The sequence below is a fragment of the Sphingomonas hylomeconis genome (genome assembly GCF_025370105.1).
Lineage (GTDB): Bacteria > Pseudomonadota > Alphaproteobacteria > Sphingomonadales > Sphingomonadaceae > Sphingomonas > Sphingomonas hylomeconis.
On the sequence record NZ_JANQBK010000008.1, the window covers coordinates 131,239 to 148,962 of the forward strand.

The 17,724-nt window shown below is 66.6% G+C and carries 12 protein-coding genes; 4 read left to right on the plus strand and 8 right to left on the minus strand.

Going from position 1 to position 17,724, the window contains the following annotated elements:
• Positions 1–46 precede the first annotated feature (46 nt).
• Positions 47–3,064, minus strand: a complete 3,018-nt coding sequence (locus tag NV401_RS11510; RefSeq protein ID WP_261294569.1) for a TonB-dependent receptor — start codon at positions 3,062–3,064, stop codon at positions 47–49.
• 222 nt (positions 3,065–3,286) lie between these two features.
• Between NV401_RS11510 and NV401_RS11515 the strand changes: the two genes are divergently transcribed.
• Entirely contained in the window at positions 3,287–5,539 is a 2,253-nt protein-coding gene (locus tag NV401_RS11515; protein WP_261294570.1) for a beta-glucosidase, read from the plus strand.
• 55 nt (positions 5,540–5,594) lie between these two features.
• Complete coding sequence (locus tag NV401_RS11520; protein WP_261294571.1) at positions 5,595–6,797, plus strand: MFS transporter; 1,203 nt, start codon at positions 5,595–5,597, stop codon at positions 6,795–6,797.
• Between the two features lie 85 nt (positions 6,798–6,882).
• Here NV401_RS11520 and NV401_RS11525 read toward each other — a convergent pair whose 3' ends face one another.
• On the minus strand, positions 6,883–7,899 hold the full coding sequence (locus NV401_RS11525; protein ID WP_261294572.1) for a hypothetical protein: 1,017 nt from the start codon (positions 7,897–7,899) through the stop codon (positions 6,883–6,885).
• A gap of 212 nt (positions 7,900–8,111) precedes the next feature.
• On the opposite strand from NV401_RS11525, the gene NV401_RS11530 reads away from it, so the two are divergent.
• Both NV401_RS11530 and NV401_RS11535 read left to right on the plus strand, forming a co-directional pair.
• Positions 8,112–8,381 (plus strand): PqqD family protein, encoded by a 270-nt coding sequence (locus tag NV401_RS11530; protein ID WP_261294573.1) that lies wholly within the window; start codon positions 8,112–8,114, stop codon positions 8,379–8,381.
• Positions 8,378–10,273, plus strand: a complete 1,896-nt coding sequence (locus NV401_RS11535) for an asparagine synthetase B family protein (RefSeq protein WP_261294574.1) — start codon at positions 8,378–8,380, stop codon at positions 10,271–10,273. Before NV401_RS11530 ends, NV401_RS11535 begins: the two co-directional genes overlap by 4 nt.
• Here NV401_RS11535 and NV401_RS11540 read toward each other — a convergent pair.
• From NV401_RS11540 to NV401_RS11565, 6 genes are all read right to left on the minus strand, one after another.
• A complete protein-coding gene (locus NV401_RS11540) occupies positions 10,270–11,097 on the minus strand; it encodes a Stf0 sulfotransferase family protein (protein ID WP_261294575.1) in 828 nt (275 codons plus the stop codon). The two genes, NV401_RS11535 and NV401_RS11540, sit on opposite strands and share 4 nt — an antisense overlap.
• Positions 11,094–12,017, minus strand: coding sequence for a hypothetical protein (locus NV401_RS11545; RefSeq protein WP_261294576.1), 924 nt, complete (start codon positions 12,015–12,017; stop codon positions 11,094–11,096). The genes NV401_RS11540 and NV401_RS11545 overlap by 4 nt, the downstream gene beginning before the upstream one ends.
• A 378-nt stretch (positions 12,018–12,395) precedes the next feature.
• On the minus strand, positions 12,396–13,580 hold the full coding sequence (nhaA, locus tag NV401_RS11550) for a Na+/H+ antiporter NhaA (protein ID WP_261294577.1): 1,185 nt from the start codon (positions 13,578–13,580) through the stop codon (positions 12,396–12,398).
• Between the two features lie 78 nt (positions 13,581–13,658).
• Positions 13,659–14,639: an NADP-dependent oxidoreductase gene (locus tag NV401_RS11555; protein WP_261294578.1), complete on the minus strand. Its 981-nt coding sequence runs from the start codon at positions 14,637–14,639 to the stop codon at positions 13,659–13,661.
• Positions 14,640–14,668: 29 nt separating this feature from the next.
• Positions 14,669–15,301, minus strand: coding sequence for a glutathione S-transferase family protein (locus NV401_RS11560; protein WP_261294579.1), 633 nt, complete (start codon positions 15,299–15,301; stop codon positions 14,669–14,671).
• Positions 15,298–17,691, minus strand: coding sequence for a TonB-dependent receptor (locus NV401_RS11565; protein ID WP_261294580.1), 2,394 nt, complete (start codon positions 17,689–17,691; stop codon positions 15,298–15,300). Before NV401_RS11565 ends, NV401_RS11560 begins: the two co-directional genes overlap by 4 nt.
• Positions 17,692–17,724: the final 33 nt, after the last annotated feature.

Genomic DNA, 17,724 nt, shown 5'->3' on the forward strand with positions numbered 1-17,724 from the left:
CCCCAAGCGATGGAGGTGGCCATTCATCCCGATCCGACGTCCCGCCTCAGAAGCTGAAGCGCAAGCCGGCCGAATAACGCGCGTCGCCCGGCTGCGCGAAGGTGACGAAATTGTCCGAGCGGCGGTGCCCGCGGCGGCCCTGTCCGGTCAGGTTGATACCCTCAACGAAACCGGTCAGGCCCTTGATGAACTCATAGCTCGCGCTGGCATCAACCTGACCGTATTTCTCGACATAGGTCGGGTTCGGGTTACCGCCGGCATAGAATTCATCGCGCCAGTTGTACGCCACACGTGCCTGCAGGCCGTTCTTGTCGTAATAGAGCACCGCGTTCGCGCTGTCGCTGAGACCTGCCAGCGCAAACTGACCGACATTCGGGTTCAACGCATTGTTGAACTTCGCATCCCCGTTGACGATCGTATAGTTCAGGATCGCCCCGAACCCCGTGTTCCAGAAACTATGCTGAATGGCGAATTCGAAGCCGTCGATCGTCGCCTTCTGGTCCGAATTGAACGGGGTGCCGACGCGGAAGTCGACCAGCCCGTCCTCCGCCAACCCGAAGATGCGCCCGGTATAATAACCGTTCACGTCGAGTACCGGGGCACCCTGCGCATCGCGCGCGACTTCCACCGAGGCGGGATAGTTGCGCAGGATATAGTCGCGGATACGCGACACGTCGGTCGTACCGCCGAGCGCCGCCTGCGCGGCACGGAAGCGTGGCCCATCACCCGGATTGCGCAATTCAAACGCCGAGCGCTCGACTTCCTGCGAGTTGATGAAATTCGACACTTTCTTGCGGAAATAACCGGCCGAGATGTAGCTCGTATCGCTGTAATACCACTCCGCAGAAAGATCGATATTCTTGGACAGGAATGGCACGAGGTTAGGGTTCCCCTGCAGACCACCGCCGCCGGCGATGCCGAACTGACGGCTAAGCGTCAGGCCGCCTTGCAGGCTGCTATAATCGGCGCGCGTGATCGTATGGCTATACGACGCGCGCAGCTTGACGTTCTGGATCGGCTGAAAGTCCAAATCGATCGCCGGCAACCAGTTTTGGTAGCTGCCCTTATTAGTCAGGAAGGTGCTGTCCGTGCCGTAGAGGATGTTGAATTCGCCCGCCGCAACCCACGCCGTGCCGGTTGGGACCGGGGTCAGCGAGCGCGAACTGATCGTCGTTTGGTCGTAGCGAACACCGCCGATAATATGTGCAGTGCGGCCAAACAGATCGAACTTTGTATTCACCTGAACAAACGGAGAGATTGTCTTTTCTCGGATGCGGCGATCGGTCTCGTAATTGGCCAGGCAATTGCCGTCACCGCCGCAAATCTTGAACTTGCTGTCGAGCAGGTCGACCATCCGTTCGAAGTTGAAACGATAATAAGCCGGGATAATTCCCGAATCCGCACCGCTCACTCCATCAAATTTGTCCGGCAGGCTGACGAGCTCGAACAGGTCGTCGGGCAGGTCTGCCGGCGTGCCGACGCCGCCCCAGGTATCGTTCTGGGTGAAGCCGTAGGCCGAGCGCACCTTGTTATCGACATACGAGAAACCGACGTCGATCGAGTCTAGGAAATCACCGTCGTGATCGTACCGGCCGCTCAGCTGGACCTGGTTGATCTCGTCGCGGAAATAGGCGTTTCGGAACGAGTTGCCGGTCGCGTTGATCAGCGCAGGGTTCAGTGCGTTGATGCCTGGCTGCATGACATAGGAAATGACCGGCAGGTCCTTGGTGAAATCCACCGTCTGCGACGCGACCCCGAAGATTGCGGAGCCGACCGAGGTGCTGCTGCCGTATTTGTTGGTCGGCTTCGATTCCGCGGTCGAATGGTGCGCATCGAGCGACACGGTGACGCCGCCCGGCGCTTCCCACTTCAGATTGCCGCCCAGCGATTTGTTCTCGGTCACGTTGGCGGTCAGCGATCCGCTGTACGACAGGTCCTTACCCGGCCCGAACCGCTCGGTGTAGAATACCGGGCCCGCGACCGGACCGTCGGTCCATGACGTCGAGGTATCGCCGAAGTTGAACCAGACGCCCACGCTGCTGTCGCGCGCTTCGATCTTGTTGCGCGAATAGGTGAAATCGACCGTCGCGGTGAGCGAGTCGGTCGGCCGCGCCTGCAGCACCAGTTGGCCGTTGATGCGCTCGCGCTTGATGTCGGTGAGGTTGTACGCCGCACTCTGCGGCACTTCGTAAACGTCGTTCGGACCCGGACGGTTGATCACGTTGGGCCCCTCCGGCCCGAGCGTGCCCCAATCGTTCTCCGTGCCAAGGAACGAGTTGCCGAACCCGACCGAGCCGGTGTTCACGCTCGCATTGCGCTTCTGATACACGCCGGACAGCAGAATGCCGAACTGATCGCTGGCGCCCATCGTCGCGCTGAAGATGCCCGAAACTTCGGGCGTGACCTGATTCTTGCCGTTCTGCGACGTATCGACGACGCCCTTGGCCGCGATGCTGCCGCGCAGGCCGGGCCGATCGAGCGGGCGCGGCGTGCGGATGTTGATCGTCGAGCCGATCCCGCCCGACGGCACGGCGGCGCGGCCAGTCTTGTAGACCTCGACCGCAGCGACGCCCTCGGACGCGAGGTTGGCGAAATCGAACGAGCGCGAGGCCGGCGCGCTGGCGCCGTCGCCGAGCGTCGCGGTCGGCATCTGCCGGCCGTTCAATGTCACCAGGTTATATTCCGGGCCGAAGCCGCGCACCGTCACGGTGGAGCCTTCGCCGTTCGAGCGATCGATCGACACGCCGGTGATGCGCTGCAGCGATTCGGCGAGATTGGTATCGGGGAACTTGCCGATGTCTTCGGCCGAGATCGCATCGATCACGCCCTGGCCGTCGCGCTTGATGTCGACCGCCTGCCGCAAGCTGGCGCGGATGCCGGTGACGACGATATCGCCGTCGGCAGTCTCGCCGTCGGCGGGCGCCGGGGGAATGTCGGAGGGGCCGGGATTACCCATCGTCGCGGCGGCATCCTGCGCGACGGCGAGTTGCGGCAGGCCGGCAAGCGCCAGCGTGGACGCCGATAGTACGAGTTTCGAGAGCGTCCTAGCCGTAAAGCCGCGCATGATTGTCCTCCCCATTACACTACGTGCGGTTGCCCCCGCACCTCATTGAGAACGTTCACTTGCTGCGTTTCCGCGATCTTGTCAACAGTTTGGCGGGCTGCACGACAATATTGTGAACGTTCCCAATCTATGCTCTTACTGCTGCCGATGCTAGCGGCAACGCGCTAGCTTAACGCATCGCCAATACGCGACACGGCCGCAAAGACGGCACAGGGAGGATATATGTCGACGAAATTCCGCGCGGCGCTTGCCATATCGTCAATGCTCGCGCTGACCGTTGTGCCCGCCGCACGCGCCGGTGCGCCGCGCACGTCGACCGTGCGCGACGACGCCCGTGCCCGCGCCGATTCGATCGTTGCGCGGATGACGCTGGCAGAGAAGATTGCGCTGGTCCACGGCCTGTTCCCGCCCTTCGCGGTCGGCAAGACCAAGAATGAGCTGATCATGGCCGCCGGCCATATCGACGGTATTCCGCGTCTGGGCGTGCCGCTGGTGCGCGAGAGCGATGCCTCGCTCGGCGTCGCCAATCAGGTCGAGCAGCGCAAGGGCGATGTGGCGACTGCGCTTCCCTCGGCACTCGCCACCGCCGCCAGCTTCGATCCGGCGATCGCCCGCGCCGGCGGCGCGATGATCGGTAGCGAGGCGCGCGCCAAGCGCTTCAACGTCCTGCTGGCCGGCGGCGTCAACCTGACGCGCGATCCGTGGAACGGGCGCAATTTCGAATATCTCGGCGAAGATCCGCTGCTCGCCGGGCGGCTGGCGGGGCAGCATATCGTCGGCGTGCAATCCAACCGCATCGTCTCCACGATCAAGCATTTTGCGCTCAATGCGCAGGAAACCGGCCGGATGGTCGCCGATGCGCGGATCGGCGAGGCGGATCTGCGGATGAGCGATCTGCTCGCGTTCCAGATCGCGATTGAGACGGGAAAACCCGCTTCCGTGATGTGCGCCTATAACAAGGTGAATGGCGATTGGGCGTGCGAGAACGATTTTCTGCTCAACCGCGTGCTCAAGCGCGACTGGCGCTATCCCGGCTGGGTGATGAGCGATTGGGGCGGTGTGCATTCGACCGCCAAGGCGGCCAATGCCGGGCTCGATCAGCAATCCGGGCAGGAACTCGACAAGGCGCCCTATTTCTCCGCGCCGCTCGAGGCCGCGGTCACGTCCGGCGCCGTCTCGGCCGCGCGGCTCGACGACATGGTCGCGCGCTATCTGACCGGGCTGATCCAGACCGGCGCATATGACACGCCGATGCCGGCCAAGCCTGCCGCCATTCCCTACGCGAAGAACGCTTTGGTCGCGCAGCGCACCGCGGAAGCGGGCATCGTGCTGCTCAAGAACGAGGGCCGACTGTTGCCGCTGGCGCGCTCCGCCAAGCGGATCGTGCTGATCGGCGGGCGCGCGGATGTCGGCGTCCTGTCGGGCGGCGGATCGAGCCAGGTGCGCTCGGTCGGCGGTGCGCCGATCGAAATCCCGCTGACCTCGGGCGCGGCGATGTCGTTCGCGCGCTATACCTATCACGCCTCCTCGCCGCTCAAGGCGATCAAGGCGGCGCTGCCACAGGCGCAGGTCACGTTCGTCGATGGCACGGACGTCGCCGCGGCGGCGGCAGCGGCGCGCAACGCCGACATCGCGATCGTGTTCGCCACGCAGTGGACCACCGAGGCGCAGGATGTCGCCGATCTGTCGCTGCCCGATCGCCAGGATACGCTGATCGCGGCGGTCGCCGCGGCGCAGCCGAAAACCGTGGCCGTGCTCGAAACCGGCGGCCCGGTGACGATGCCCTGGCTGGCACAAGTGCCGGCGGTGCTGCAGGCCTGGTATCCCGGGCAGCGCGGCGGCGAGGCGATCGCCAATCTGCTGACCGGCAAGGTCAATCCATCGGGCCGTCTGCCGATCACCTTCCCGGCCAGCGCCACGCAGGCGCCGCGCCCCGCACCGGTCGGGATCGACACGCTGACCAGCCTCGAGGCGCAAGCCGCCGCCAATCCCGCCAACGCCTCGAATTACCAGCTCAAGAGCTTCCCGATCGACTATGTCGAGGGCGCCGATGTCGGCTATCGCTGGTATGAAAAGAAGCGCCGCGCGCCGCTCTTCCCGTTCGGGCACGGGCTCAGCTACACCAACTTCGCCTATCGCAATTTTGCAGTCACCGGCGGCAAGACGCTGTCCGTTTCGTTCGAAGTGATCAATACCGGCAAGCGCGCGGGCGCAGACGTACCGCAAATCTATGTCGCGCGGGCCGGATCGGACACGCCGATGCGCCTCGCCGCCTTCACCCGCGTGACGCTGAAACCGGGTGAAACGCGCCGCATCACGCTGACCGCCGAACCGCGCATCCTGGCCGATTACGACACGCGGCTGCCGGGCTGGCGGATCACCGGCGGCCAGTACCGGGTCGCGCTGGCGCGCGACGCGACCGATCGCACGCTGACCAAGATGGTCGCGCTGGACGCGGCGACGATGCAGCCCTGAGCCGGCGCACGCCGGGAGTTGCCCGGCGGCCAGCGAGGGGCCACAGCGACAGCGGATGTCGTCGCCCGTTCCCCTCGCCCCCCGCGCCAGTCGTGCGCTGCCACTCTACGCGCTGGCTGCCGCGGGGGGCGTGGTCGGCTATCTCCCGCTCCTCACGCTGCTGCTGCCGATCAAGGTAGAATTGCTCGCCGGCGAGGCGCGGATCGGCGTGCTCACCGCGACCGTCCTCGCCGGCGCGGCCGCGGCGAGCCTGGCCAATATCCTGTTCGGCTGGCTCAGCGATCGATCGGTCGCCGCAGGCGGCGGGCGGCGCATCTGGGTCACCGCCGGGCTGGTGGGGACCGGCATGGCCTTTGCCGCAATCGCCGCGGCGGTCACGCCGCTCGCCATCGTGCTGAGCATCGCTGCGTTCCAGATCGCGATCAACGCCGTATTGGCCCCCTTGTTCGCGATGATGGCCGAAGAGGTGCCGGATGACCGCAAAGGACTGGCGGGGGGATTGCTCGCGCTGGGGAGCCCGCTCGCCGCGGCAGTGTCGGCCGTGCTGCTCAGCCTGACTGCGCTGGGCGAGGCGATGCGCCTCGCGCTCGTCTGGCTGACGCTTGCCGGCTGCGTGCTGCCTATCGTGCTAACACGCCCGACGCGAAAGCCCGACCCAGGCGCATCCGACGCTCTGCCGCCCGCACCCGCGCGTCGCGATCTGGCCGCGGCCTGGGCGGGCCGGCTGTTGATGCAGGTCGCCGGCAACGTCCTGTCGCTATACCTGCTTTATTACATCGAAAGCATCGCGCCGGGCCATGGGCCGATCGCGCTTGCACCGCATATCGGCAGCCTGATGACCATCGCCTTCATCGTGCCGCTGCCGCTCGCCATCCTGCTCGGGCGCGTGTCGGATCTCACCGGGCGGCGCAAACCGGTGCTGCTCGGCGCCGCGCTGGTCGCCGCGCTCGGGCTGGCCGGCATGGCGCTGGCGGCAAGCTGGCCGGCGGCGGCAATCGCGTTCGGCATCTATGTCGCGGGCTCGCAGGTCTATCTCGCGCTGCACACCGGCTTTGCCATGCAGTTGCTGCCCGATCCCCGCCGCCGCGGCCGCGATCTGGGGCTGCTCAACCTGACCAACACGCTGCCCGCCATCCTCGGCCCGCTACTGACCTGGCTGCTGGCGACCCCGAGCGATTTCGCGCCGCTGATGATCGTATTGGCGGTACTGACCGTAAGCGGCGGGCTGATCACCATGCTGGTACGCCAACGGCGCTGACCCCATTGCCGATCGGCCGCACCCGCGGTCAGCCCGCCCAGTTGCCGTGGCGACAACGGGCGGACCGGCCAGGTCGCAGATCGGCTCAGTGCGGCGGGATCGTGCCCGTAAAGGCGCCATTGGCAACGGCGCCGGCGCTGTTGAGATTACCGTCGAGGTGATTGTTTCCATAGCTCGCCAGGACCGATCCGTTGCCGGCGCTGACGCCGGTCGCAGCCGCGGCCGAGGCTGCGCCATTGGCGGTGATCGTATTGTTGGCGAACCGCCCGGTCACCCCGCTGCCATTGCCGGCGACGCCGAGCGAGCCGTTCCCCGCGATCAGCGCATCGACCATGGCCACTTCCACCGTGCCCGTCCCGGGCAGCGCCTTGGCGAAGAGCCCGATGCCGCTGTTCGTGATCACGCCGCCATTGGCCTGAACGCTGATCTTCGTGCTCGTCGTCCCGGTCAGATCGAGACGCAGCCCGACATTCTTGCTGTCCTGGATACGAACATGATTGAGCACGACATTGGCGGTCGCCCCGGTGGCCGGCGCGATGCGCACGCCACCGCTGCTCGCGTCGGCCGTCGCACCATTGCCGGTGATGATCACATTATCGAGGTTGAGGAACGCGGTGTCGCCCGTCCCCACCTCGAACGAGACACCCTGCGCGTTGAACCCCTTGATCGTCGTATTGCGGATATTGAGTCCTGCGCCGTTGATGAAGCGCACGCCGTTCAACCCCGGCGATCCGGTCGGCCCGAAAATGTCGATGCCGCTGATCGTCACGACATCGGCGTCACCGGCGTTGATCGTGAACCCATTGGTGCCCGCCACCAGCACGCCGGCCTCCGTGGTATCGCACAGGAAGGTGACCGCCTTGGTCACGGTGACCGCACCGAAGCCGCCGGGATCGATGCAATTGATCTCGCCGCCCGCCGCGGTCTTCGAGATCGCGCCGGCAAATGTCTTGCACGGTGCGGTGCGACTGCACGGATTGGCATCGTCGCCGACACCCGAGACCCATGTGCGCGTCGCCTGGGCGCCCGCCGGCGTGGCGGCGAGGCCGCTGGTCAGCACGGCCAGCCCGGCAATCACGAAGCGTGTATCGATCCTTATCATGCCCCTCCCCCTTCGCTCATGTATCGCCAACAAGCCCCTTGGCGAACGCACGCCATACATGCATATTATGGGCCATTAGGCAAAAGAAGATTGTGCGATCTACTACACCTAATCATTAATTCGACAGACGAATTGCAGTCAGAAAGCTATCTATACAGCGAGCGCGCCGATACTCATTGGCCATATCCAACTCATAGGCGAGCCATACGACTTTGCTGTTCATCTGTTCTTCGATCGACTGGAACGACCTTGACGGAGAGCTCGCGCTGTTCGACCCGCGCGACGGCCGCTATCACGCGCTCAATCCTCCCGCAGCGGCGATCTGGCGGGGCATTGCGGACGGATTGAGCCCGGCCATGATCGTCGCGCGGCTCGCCGGCCTTTATGCTGCGCCGCCCGACCATATCGCTGCCGATGTCGCGGCATTCATCGATCAGGCACTCGCCAAGGGGTTGATCGAACGACGCGGCGACGCCGGATGAGCGCGATCGCCGGCGCGGTGCATGTCGATGGGCGCGCGATGCCCGCGACGACGCTCGCGCGCATCGCCGCCGCCGCCGCGCCGCGCGGTTTCGACGGCCGGAGCATCTGGCACGCCGGCCCGGCGGGCCTGATCCGCTTCCACCACGCGACCACCCCCGAAGCGGTCGGCGAGCGTCAGCCGTTGACCGGCGCATCGGGCGCGGTGATCGCATTCGATGGCCGGCTGGACAATCGTGCCGATCTGCTCGGCCTGCTTGGCGCCCCCGGCCAGGCCTTGCGCGACGCCCCCGATGCCACGCTGGCGCTCGCGCTGTTCGAGCGCCGCGGCGAGGATTTCCTGCAGGCCTTGGTCGGCGATTGGGCGCTGACGATCTGGCAGCCGCACGCGCAACGGCTGTTATGCGCACGATCGCCGATGGGGTGGCGGCCGTTCCTATGGACGTTCGACGGGCGCACGTTCGGTTTCGCCACCGAACCCCGCGCGCTGATCGTCGGGCTGGGGCTTGATCGGCGCCTCAACGAGGCCGCGATCGGCGAAATGATCGCCGCCCGCTTCATGACGCATGACGAAACGGTGTGGGCGCAGATCCAACGGCTTGGGCAAGGTGCGGCGCTGCGCCTCGAACGCGGCCGGGTCGCGCACTGGCAATGGCATGTCGGGCCGTTCGCGGATCACCGGCGACTGTCCGAAGCGGACCATGTCGACCGGTTCAACGCGCTGTTCGATCAGGCGCTGAGCGCGACGATGCGCAGCAACACCGGAGTCGGCGCGCATCTTTCCGGTGGCCTGGATTCGTCGAGCGTGGTCGCACGCCTCACCGAACTGCACCGTGCGGGGCAGGTGGACCGGCAGATCGGTGCGATATCCGCCCGTTTCCCCGGCGAAGCGCAGGACGAGACGCGGTGGAGCAGCGCGGTCGAAGCACATTGCGGGATCGCTGCGCGTATCGTCGGGCGCGAAGCCTATGACCTCGACGCCGCCGGGCGATGGTGCGCGGAGACGCTGCAACTGCCGCTGCGCCCCAGTCTGACGGATGGCACCACCGCCGGGATTCGCGCCCAGCAGGCAGCGGGCGAACGCGTGCTGCTGACCGGCGAAGGCGGCGACGAATGGCTCGGCGGCGGGCTTGGCCACCTGCCCGACATGCTGCTGCGTGGCGATCTGCTCGGCCTGCTGCGCGAGGCGCTCGGCCAGTTCCCGGCCGAGCCGCGCTACAGGCGGTTGCAACGCACCGCCTTCCGCGCGCTCGCCCCGATCGTCAGCCCAGCCTATCGCGCCAAATTCCTCACCCCCGCCTTGGTGTTCGACACGCCGATGCCCGAATGGATCCGGCCGGAATGGGCCGCGCGGATCGGGCTCGCCCAACGCTGGCACGACACGAAACCGCCATTCGCCCCGCACGGCTTCGCGCAGAAGCAGCGTTATGCCGTGTTCGCGCATGCGCGCCGCTACGTCGGCTATGAGCCGCTGCTCGCCTTCGCCGAGGCGCACGGCGTCGAGATGCGCCATCCGTTCCACGATCTGCGCCTGACCACCTTTCTGATGGGCGCGTCGGGACCGATGCTGCGCCACAAGGGGGAGCGGAAATATCTGCTACGCGAGGCGATGCGCGGCACGCTGCCCGAAGCGGTGCGGCAACGGCAGGACAAGGCGCTTTTCCTGAACAGCACGGTGGATGTACTGGCGGATTATTTCCGCCGCCGGCCGCCGCGCACCATGACGCTCGCCCGGCTAGGCTGGATCGATGGCGACCGGATCGACGCGCTGTTCGCCCCCGCCAAGGCATGGCGCGACAGCGGATCGACCACCCCGCTCGGCACCACCCGGCTGGCCCCCTTATGGTTCGTGGTGGCGATGGATCTGTGGCTGGATCACGCGATCGGCGTTTAGCGGCCTGCGCCACCACCGCGCTCGCGGAGATAGCGCAGCACGAGCGCTTCGTCCGCCATTCCCGATTGTCGACGCATCCGCGCCGCCGGGACCGCCGCCGTGCTGCCCAGCCAGGCAAGCGTGCCGGCGACCGTCGCCTGATAATCCCGCTTGAGCGCCTCATAGCTAACGCCGTGCGGCTCGGCGCCGATCGCGGCGAAGAAATTGCGCCAATGCGCGTGGCACGCGTCGGTCGTGGCGATGTAGCGATCGATCCGGTCGGCATCATAGGCGACCGGGCCGCGCGGTGCGCGCGCGCCGGCGGCGGGGATGACGCGCCAGATCCCGGTTTGCATCGCGGTCATCCCCGATATCGCCAGACGCACCCGATCGTTGCGCTGCAGGTGCACGAAGCGCGGGTTGGGCACTATATCGGCCAGCAGCGCCGCGATCGCGCGATAGGTCTCGGGCGGCACTTGATCGGGCGGCGACAGCCCCGACGCGGCGAACCGATCGGGATCGCGTTCTGCCGCCATCTGCTCGATATCGCGCCAGAACAGCTTGACCGCGAACGTGCCGCTCGGATCGGTACGCCAGCGGTGCGCGGCCCGGATATACTCGGCCAGCGTGGGTGTCGCCCAGCGCTCGGCCAGGCCGGGGCGGAAGCCGGGGTGGAAATATTCCAGCGGGCAGCCCAGCCCGCCGGCGAAATACAGCGCCTCGCCCAACAACGTACTGCCCGAGCGCGGATGCGTGCAAAGCAATACGGTCCGCCGCGGCGGCCCCTCCCAGGCGCGATAATCGTGCGCCGCGGTGGTCAGATCATAGGGCGTGGCTCCGGTCATGCGCGCAGCAGCCCGCGCAGCACCGGCTCGACTGTTCCCAGCGCCGCATAATCGCCGCGATAGGTCAGGCGGTAACAGGGCGTGACGCGCACGATCGCGCGCAGCCGCGCGAACAGGTCGAGCGCTTCGCGGCCACTGTCATCGCCGGGGTTGAAGCGCACCCGCTGCTGCGCCGCGCGGATCAGCGCCTCGGCGGCGCGTAGCCGTTGCAGCATGTGGGCTGCCGCGTCCGGTGCGCGCTGCACGAAGACCAGCGCGGCGAGCGGCACGGGGGCGACGCCGCCCTGCTGATCCGCCTGGCAATGGGATTTGCCGTCATAGCCGGCGAGCGGCGTGCAGCGCGCCGCCGCGAGGCCGAGCGCTGCGCGACTGTCATCCCACAGGCATGTCCCGGTGGTGGCGGGCGCGACGTGAGGCGCACCCGCCTCCCATAGCAGCGAGATATCCTCGCTCAGCACGTCCCAGCCAGCCGTGCCGAGCATCGCGCAGAGCGTCGACTTGCCGGCCCCGGACGCGCCCAGCAGCAATATGGCGCGCGCGTCGCTGGCGACCGCCGCGGCATGGAGCGCAGCGGCGCCGGCCAGGATCGCGACCCGCGGCAACACGCGGCGGACCAGCACGTCGCGCCACGCTCGGCCGGCCGGATCGGCCACGATACAGCGGATCCGGGCCTGTTCGGGATCGATCAGGAACGCGCCATCCAGCGCGGAGGCGAACAGCCACTCGCCGGCCGACCTGCCCAATGTCAGGCCGTAGCGCCCGACCCAGCGATACAGGATCGTGTCGGCCAGCGGCATCGCACCGTGCGTGACGTCTATGGTGAAGGCCGCGCGATACGCGGCAGCCCCCGGCGGCGCTTGACGCAAGCCGTCCAGCGGCACCGCCGCATCGAGCCGCAGCCCGCCGAAATAATAGCGCAAGGCGCGACGTTTTAGCTGGCGCTATTAAGGAAATCGCCCAGATTAGTGCTGGTGTTCTCCGTGACGGCGACCGCATCGAACGACTCGATCTCCGGCATCACCCAAGTCTCTCGCGCCCCCACCGAAGCAGCCTTCGCTTCCGGACCTTCGCCATCCCGTCCCATCGATCGCCCCCGTCTCAATACATGAAGGCCCTACCCACTAGCATACTGACCGCTGCTGTAAAAGCTTTCAGAGTTCATCGATTAATAGGCAGCATCCTGAGACTTATACTTGCCCTTGTGGCAGCGGGGACGCTTCCCTCCTCAATGCTATAGTGCCGCCATCGCACATGGCAGGCGACTTGGGATGCTGAGGGACAAGTATACGGGCACGGGCTCACGCCCGACGCGGTGTCGCTCCGACGCGGAGCACGGCGAAGCCGGCCACCGCCGAGGCGATCGAGCCGAGCAAAATGCCGAGCTTGGCGGCGTCGTTCTGGTGCGATCCATCGCCCAGCGCGAGCCCGCCGATGAACAGGCTCATCGTAAAGCCGATCCCGCACAGCAAGGACACGCCATAGACTTGCACCCAGCTGGCATGCCGCGGCCGCGCCGCCCAGCCCATCCGCACCAGCAGCCAGACCGCACTGAAGATGCCGACCTGCTTGCCGATGAGCAGCCCGAGCGCCACGCCCAGCGGCACCGGCGCGAGCAACTCGGCGGGCGAAAAGCCACCCAAGGCCACCCCGGCATTGGCAAAGCCGAAGATCGGCACGATCGCGAACGCGATCCAAGGATGGAGGCCGTGTTCGAGGCGGATCAGCGGTGCATGTTCGGCATCGGGCCGGCCCGGCGTCCGGATCATCGGGATGGTCATCGCCACCGCCACCCCGGCAAGCGTGGCGTGGATTCCCGACTGCAGCGTGAACGCCCAGACGACCGCGCCGACCAGCAGATAGGGCCACAGCGCGTTGACGCCGCGGCGATTGAACAAGGCCAGCACCAGCAGCCCGCCGCCGGCCCCGGCCAGCGCCGCGAGGTTCAGCTCGGCGGTGTAGAACAAGGCGATGATCAGCACCGCAATCAGATCGTCGATGATCGCCACCGCGGTAAGGAAGATCTTCAGCGACGACGGCACGCGCGACCCGAGCAAGGCGAGCACGCCGAGCGCGAACGCGATGTCGGTGGCGGCGGGAATCGCCCAGCCCCGCAAGCCGGCAGGATCCCCCCGGTTGATCGCGACGTAGATCAGCGCGGGCACCACGACCCCGGCACACGCCGCCACGCCCGGCAGCAGCCGATCCGACCAGCGCGCCAACTGCCCGTCGAGCACCTCGCGCTTGATCTCCAGCCCCACGACCAGGAAGAACAGCGCCATGAGACCGTCGTTGATCCAATGCGCCAGGCTCAGACCGCCGAGCATCGTGTGCAACGTGTCGAAATACTCGGCGGCCAGGGGAGAATTGGCGACGAGCATCGCGGCGGCCGCGGCGGCGATCAGCACGATCCCGCCCGCCGCCTCGGTGGCGAGGAACGCGCGCATCATCGAGAAGGGGCGGAGCAGAAGTCGTGGAGCCAGCATGGCGCTTACCTAGCGCGCGGCGTTGACCGTGACCACCACGTGGCGCCCGGCGCCGGGCGCGATCCGCTGGACGTCAGCTCAATCCGCTAGCCTGACCAGCATCTTGCCCGCGTTGCGGCCGTCGAACAGGCCGATCAGCGCCTCGGGGGCGCGATCGAACCCGTCGAGGATCGTCTCCTGATACTTGACGTGCCCCGCCTTCAGCCAGCCGGTCATATCGGCGACGAACCGCTCGGTGAGCGGCACCAGATCGGTCGAGACGAAGCCCTGCATCCGGACCCGGCGGTAGATCATCTCGGACAGGTTGCGCACGCCCTCGCCCGCGCCATTATAGGTCGAAATCATGCCGCAGAGCGGAATGCGCCCGCGCACGTTCATGCGCGGCAGTACCGCGTCGAGATGCGCGCCGCCGACATTTTCGGAATAGACGTCGATGCCCGCGGGGGTCGCTTCGGCCAGCGCCGCGGCCAGATCCTGCGTGCGGTAATTGATCGCAGTGTCGATCCCGGCCTGTTCGCGCAGCCAGGCGACCTTGTCGTCGCTGCCGGTGATGCCGACGACATGACAGCCCTTGAGCTTGGCGATCTGCGCCGCCACCGATCCCACCGCACCGCCAGCCGTGGAGACGACGACCTGTTCGCCGTCCTGCAACGCGCCGATCTCGAACAGCCCGCCATAAGCGGTGAGCCCGGTCGCCCCCAAGGCATGCATATAGACGCTGAGCGGCACATCGGGATCACGCACCAGCGGGCGCAGCGCCGCCGCGGCGACGACGAACCGGTCGCGCATGCCGGCGCCGTGGCGCACCAGCGTGCCTTCCGCGATCCCGGCGTCCCGCGATCGGACCACGCGCCCGATCCCGGTACCGAGCATCGCTTCGTCGAGCGGCTGATCGCTGTTCAGGCGCGGCCGCATATAGGGATCGACCGACAGCAAGAGCCCCTCGACCTCGACCTCGCCGGCTTCAGGCTCGGGCAAGGCGCGCTCGACCAGCGCGAAGTCCTCGGCGACGGGGACGCCGCTGGGGCGGCGGACGAGATGGATCTGGCGGCTTTGCATGTGGCGCTCTCCGGTCTGGCAGATGGGTATTATGCCGCCGCGCTGGGGCGCTGCGAGACGCGATCATGCCAGCTGGCGACCGCCTTGCGATCCCCGATCGGCGCGAGCCCGATCAGTTCGGCGAAATCGAGCATCGTAAGCGCCGCGATGTCGGCCATCGTGTAGCTATCACCAACGATGAACGCGCGGCCGTCATCCAGGTCACGCTCGAGCCAGTCCATCGCGCGGGCGATGATCGCGCGGTTCGATTCCCCGAACACGGTATGCTGCGCGATCAGCGCCGCGGTCGCCGGATGCGCATGGCGCCAGAACATCCGCGTCGGTTCGCCCAGCTGGATCTCGATGCGCCGAACCCACATGTCGATCAGCGCTATCTCGATCGGCGTCCGCCCGAACATCGGCGGCTCGGGATAGCGTGCATCGAGATAGCGGCAGATCGAGATCGTCTCCGAGATCATCGTGCCGTCTTCGAGCTCCAGCACCGGCACCTGACCGAGCGAATTGCGCGCCAGATGCTCGGCCGATTTATGCTCGCGCGCGCGCAGATCGAGCAGCACTTCCGGCAAGACGATGCCCTTCTCCGCGGCGAAGATGCGCACCCGGCGCGGGTTGGGGGCGGGCATCGGGGCGCTGTACAATGTCATCGTGGCGGGCGCGGTCACAGCTTGAAATCCACGCTGAGGCCGATCGTGCGGACCGCATCCGGGCTGTAATATTGCAGATAGCCGCCGGGATTGAGCGTCGTCGTCGGGCTGGGATTCTTCTGCGCCGCCCAGCGTTTGTCGAGCAGGTTGATCGCGAACACGCCGACGCGCCAGCGGCTGTCGGCCGCGCCGATGCCGATATTGCCGCCGAGCAAGCCGAACGCCTTCTGGATCGTGCCGGGATCGCCATTGGCGGAATAATTGACGTCGGACTGCCCGCTGAAATTGAACTGCACCGAGCCGCGGAGGGAATCGCCGATCGGCTGCTGGTAATCGGCGACGAGATTGTAGCTGAACTTGGGCGCCGCCGCGAGCCGCAGGCCGGCAGCGTTGAAGAAGCCGTCGATCGAGGTCGGATTGGCCGGCGGCGCGGTGCAGGGGCCGCCCTGCGCGACCTTGGGCTGGCCGAAATAGCATTGCACGCCGTTAAAGTCGCCGTAGCGCGCATCGACATAGGAGCCGCCGCCACTCAGCGTCAGTGCCGGGATCGGGCGCGCGATGACGCTGAATTCCACGCCCTTGCTGTTGAGCGACCCTGCATTGGTGATGCGATTGGCATAGCTGGCGCTCGACAGATCGGCGACCTGCGCCTGGAAATCGCGCACATGCGTCTTGAACAAGGTGGCGTTCAGGGTCAGCTTGCGTTCGAGCAACGATGCGCGGACGCCGATCTCGTAATTGGTCGGGATTTCCGGCGCGACGCTCTGATCCTGCGAGGCGTTCGATACCGTCAGCCCGCTGAAGCCCGGCCCCTTATAGCCGCGCGACACGGTCGCATAGGTCATCACGTCGCTGGTCGGGCTATATTGCGCGCCGATGCGGAACGAGAAATTGGTGTTCTTGATGCCCTGCTGCAGCGACAGCGTGACACCGCCCGGGATCGGCACCGCGCCCGGTACCGTGCCGCGCCTGTAGTTCAAATCGAGCACATCGTGCGTAAGCCGCCCGCCGAACAGAAAGGTCAGGTTCTCCGTCGCGTGGAGATTGGCCTGGGCGAAGCCGGCATAGCTGCGCGAATGGACCTTGTTGGTCAGATTGCCGTCGAACAGCGTCCCCACCGGCTGGCTCGGCACGACGCGGATGACCGTGCCGTTCGAGGCCGGCACGATCCATTCGAGCCGCCCCTGCTGGTCGATATAGCCCTCGGCATTCTGATCGAACAGGAACAGGCCGGCGACATAATCGATCAGGCCACCGGTCGGCGAGGTCAGGCGCAATTCCTGGCTGAACTGGCGAAGCGCATTCGACCCGCCGTTGCGGTCGACATAGTTCACCGTGGTATTGTCGCCATCATAGAAGGATTCGCGATACGACTGGCGATAGGCGCTGAGCGACGTCAGCGCATAATCGCCCATCTCGTAATTGACCTCGAGCGAGGCGCCGCCGCGATGGGCATAGCCGAACGAACGGCCGCCGATCGCGACCTCGCGGTTGGTCGATGAAGGGGTAATGCCGTATTGCGCCAGCGTGACCGCGGGCGCGTAGCCCGGCGCGACCTTCGCCCACACCATCGAGCAGCAGAACCGCCCGACTTCGGAATAGTCGCCGGACAGGAACAGGCTGAGCGTGTCGGTCGGCTTCCACAGCAATTTGACCCCGCCGCCATAATTGAGCTGGCCGTCGACGTCGCGTGGCTGTGCCGGATTGCGGTTGGTGACCACCCCGTCGCGCTCCTTATAGAAGCCGAACACGCGCAGCGCCGCCGTGTCGGAGATGGGCACGTTGCCAACCACCGTGCCGACCAGATGCCCCTGCGTGCCGACCTCGCCATGCCCGGTCACTTCGGTCACGCCGATCTTCGGGCGGACGGTGGTGAACGACACCAGCCCGGCCGAGGCGTTCTTGCCGAACAACATGTCCTGCGGCCCACGCAGGATCTCGACGCGCTCGATATCCACCAGCGTCGAGATGGTCGAGGGATCGCCCAGCACCACGCCGTCGACGACGGTGGAAATGCTCTGCTCGATCCCCGCGGAAAAGCTGCTCGTGCCGATGCCGCGAATCAGGAAACCGGAATTCCCGGCACTGGTGCTCTGCTTGTACTTCACGCTGGGATCGATCAGCGTCAGCTGCTGCGGACTGGTGATGTTCAACCGCTGCAGGGCATCGCCCCGCACCGCGGTGATCGCGACCGGAACGCGCTGGACGTTTTCGGCGCGGCGCTGCGCGGTGACGATGATCTCGGCATCGTCGGTGGTGGCCACCGCCGTCGCGGAATCGGGCGTGGTGGTCGCAGCCTGTGCCGCCTCTTCCTGCCCGACCGGCGCCGTCTGTGCGGCCACGGTGGACGGCATCGCCAAGGCGGCGGCTCCCGTCAGCAGCGATGCGATCGTCGAACGTACGGTCATCCAAACCCTCCCCGGTGACGATGCCGGCGATGC

Bases quoted from the DNA above. Each gene is read 5' to 3' on its own strand.
- NV401_RS11510 (WP_261294569.1), bottom strand. From the start codon at position 3,064: ATGCGCGGCTTTACGGCTAGGACGCTCTCGAAACTCGTACTATCGGCG.
- NV401_RS11540 (WP_261294575.1), bottom strand. From the start codon at position 11,097: ATGACCGGAGCCACGCCCTATGATCTGACCACCGCGGCGCACGATTAT.
- NV401_RS11515 (WP_261294570.1), top strand. From the start codon at position 3,287: ATGTCGACGAAATTCCGCGCGGCGCTTGCCATATCGTCAATGCTCGCG.
- nhaA (WP_261294577.1), bottom strand. From the start codon at position 13,580: ATGCTGGCTCCACGACTTCTGCTCCGCCCCTTCTCGATGATGCGCGCG.
- NV401_RS11520 (WP_261294571.1), top strand. From the start codon at position 5,595: ATGTCGTCGCCCGTTCCCCTCGCCCCCCGCGCCAGTCGTGCGCTGCCA.
- NV401_RS11525 (WP_261294572.1), bottom strand. From the start codon at position 7,899: ATGATAAGGATCGATACACGCTTCGTGATTGCCGGGCTGGCCGTGCTG.
- NV401_RS11535 (WP_261294574.1), top strand. From the start codon at position 8,378: ATGAGCGCGATCGCCGGCGCGGTGCATGTCGATGGGCGCGCGATGCCC.
- NV401_RS11565 (WP_261294580.1), bottom strand. From the start codon at position 17,691: ATGACCGTACGTTCGACGATCGCATCGCTGCTGACGGGAGCCGCCGCC.
- NV401_RS11555 (WP_261294578.1), bottom strand. From the start codon at position 14,639: ATGCAAAGCCGCCAGATCCATCTCGTCCGCCGCCCCAGCGGCGTCCCC.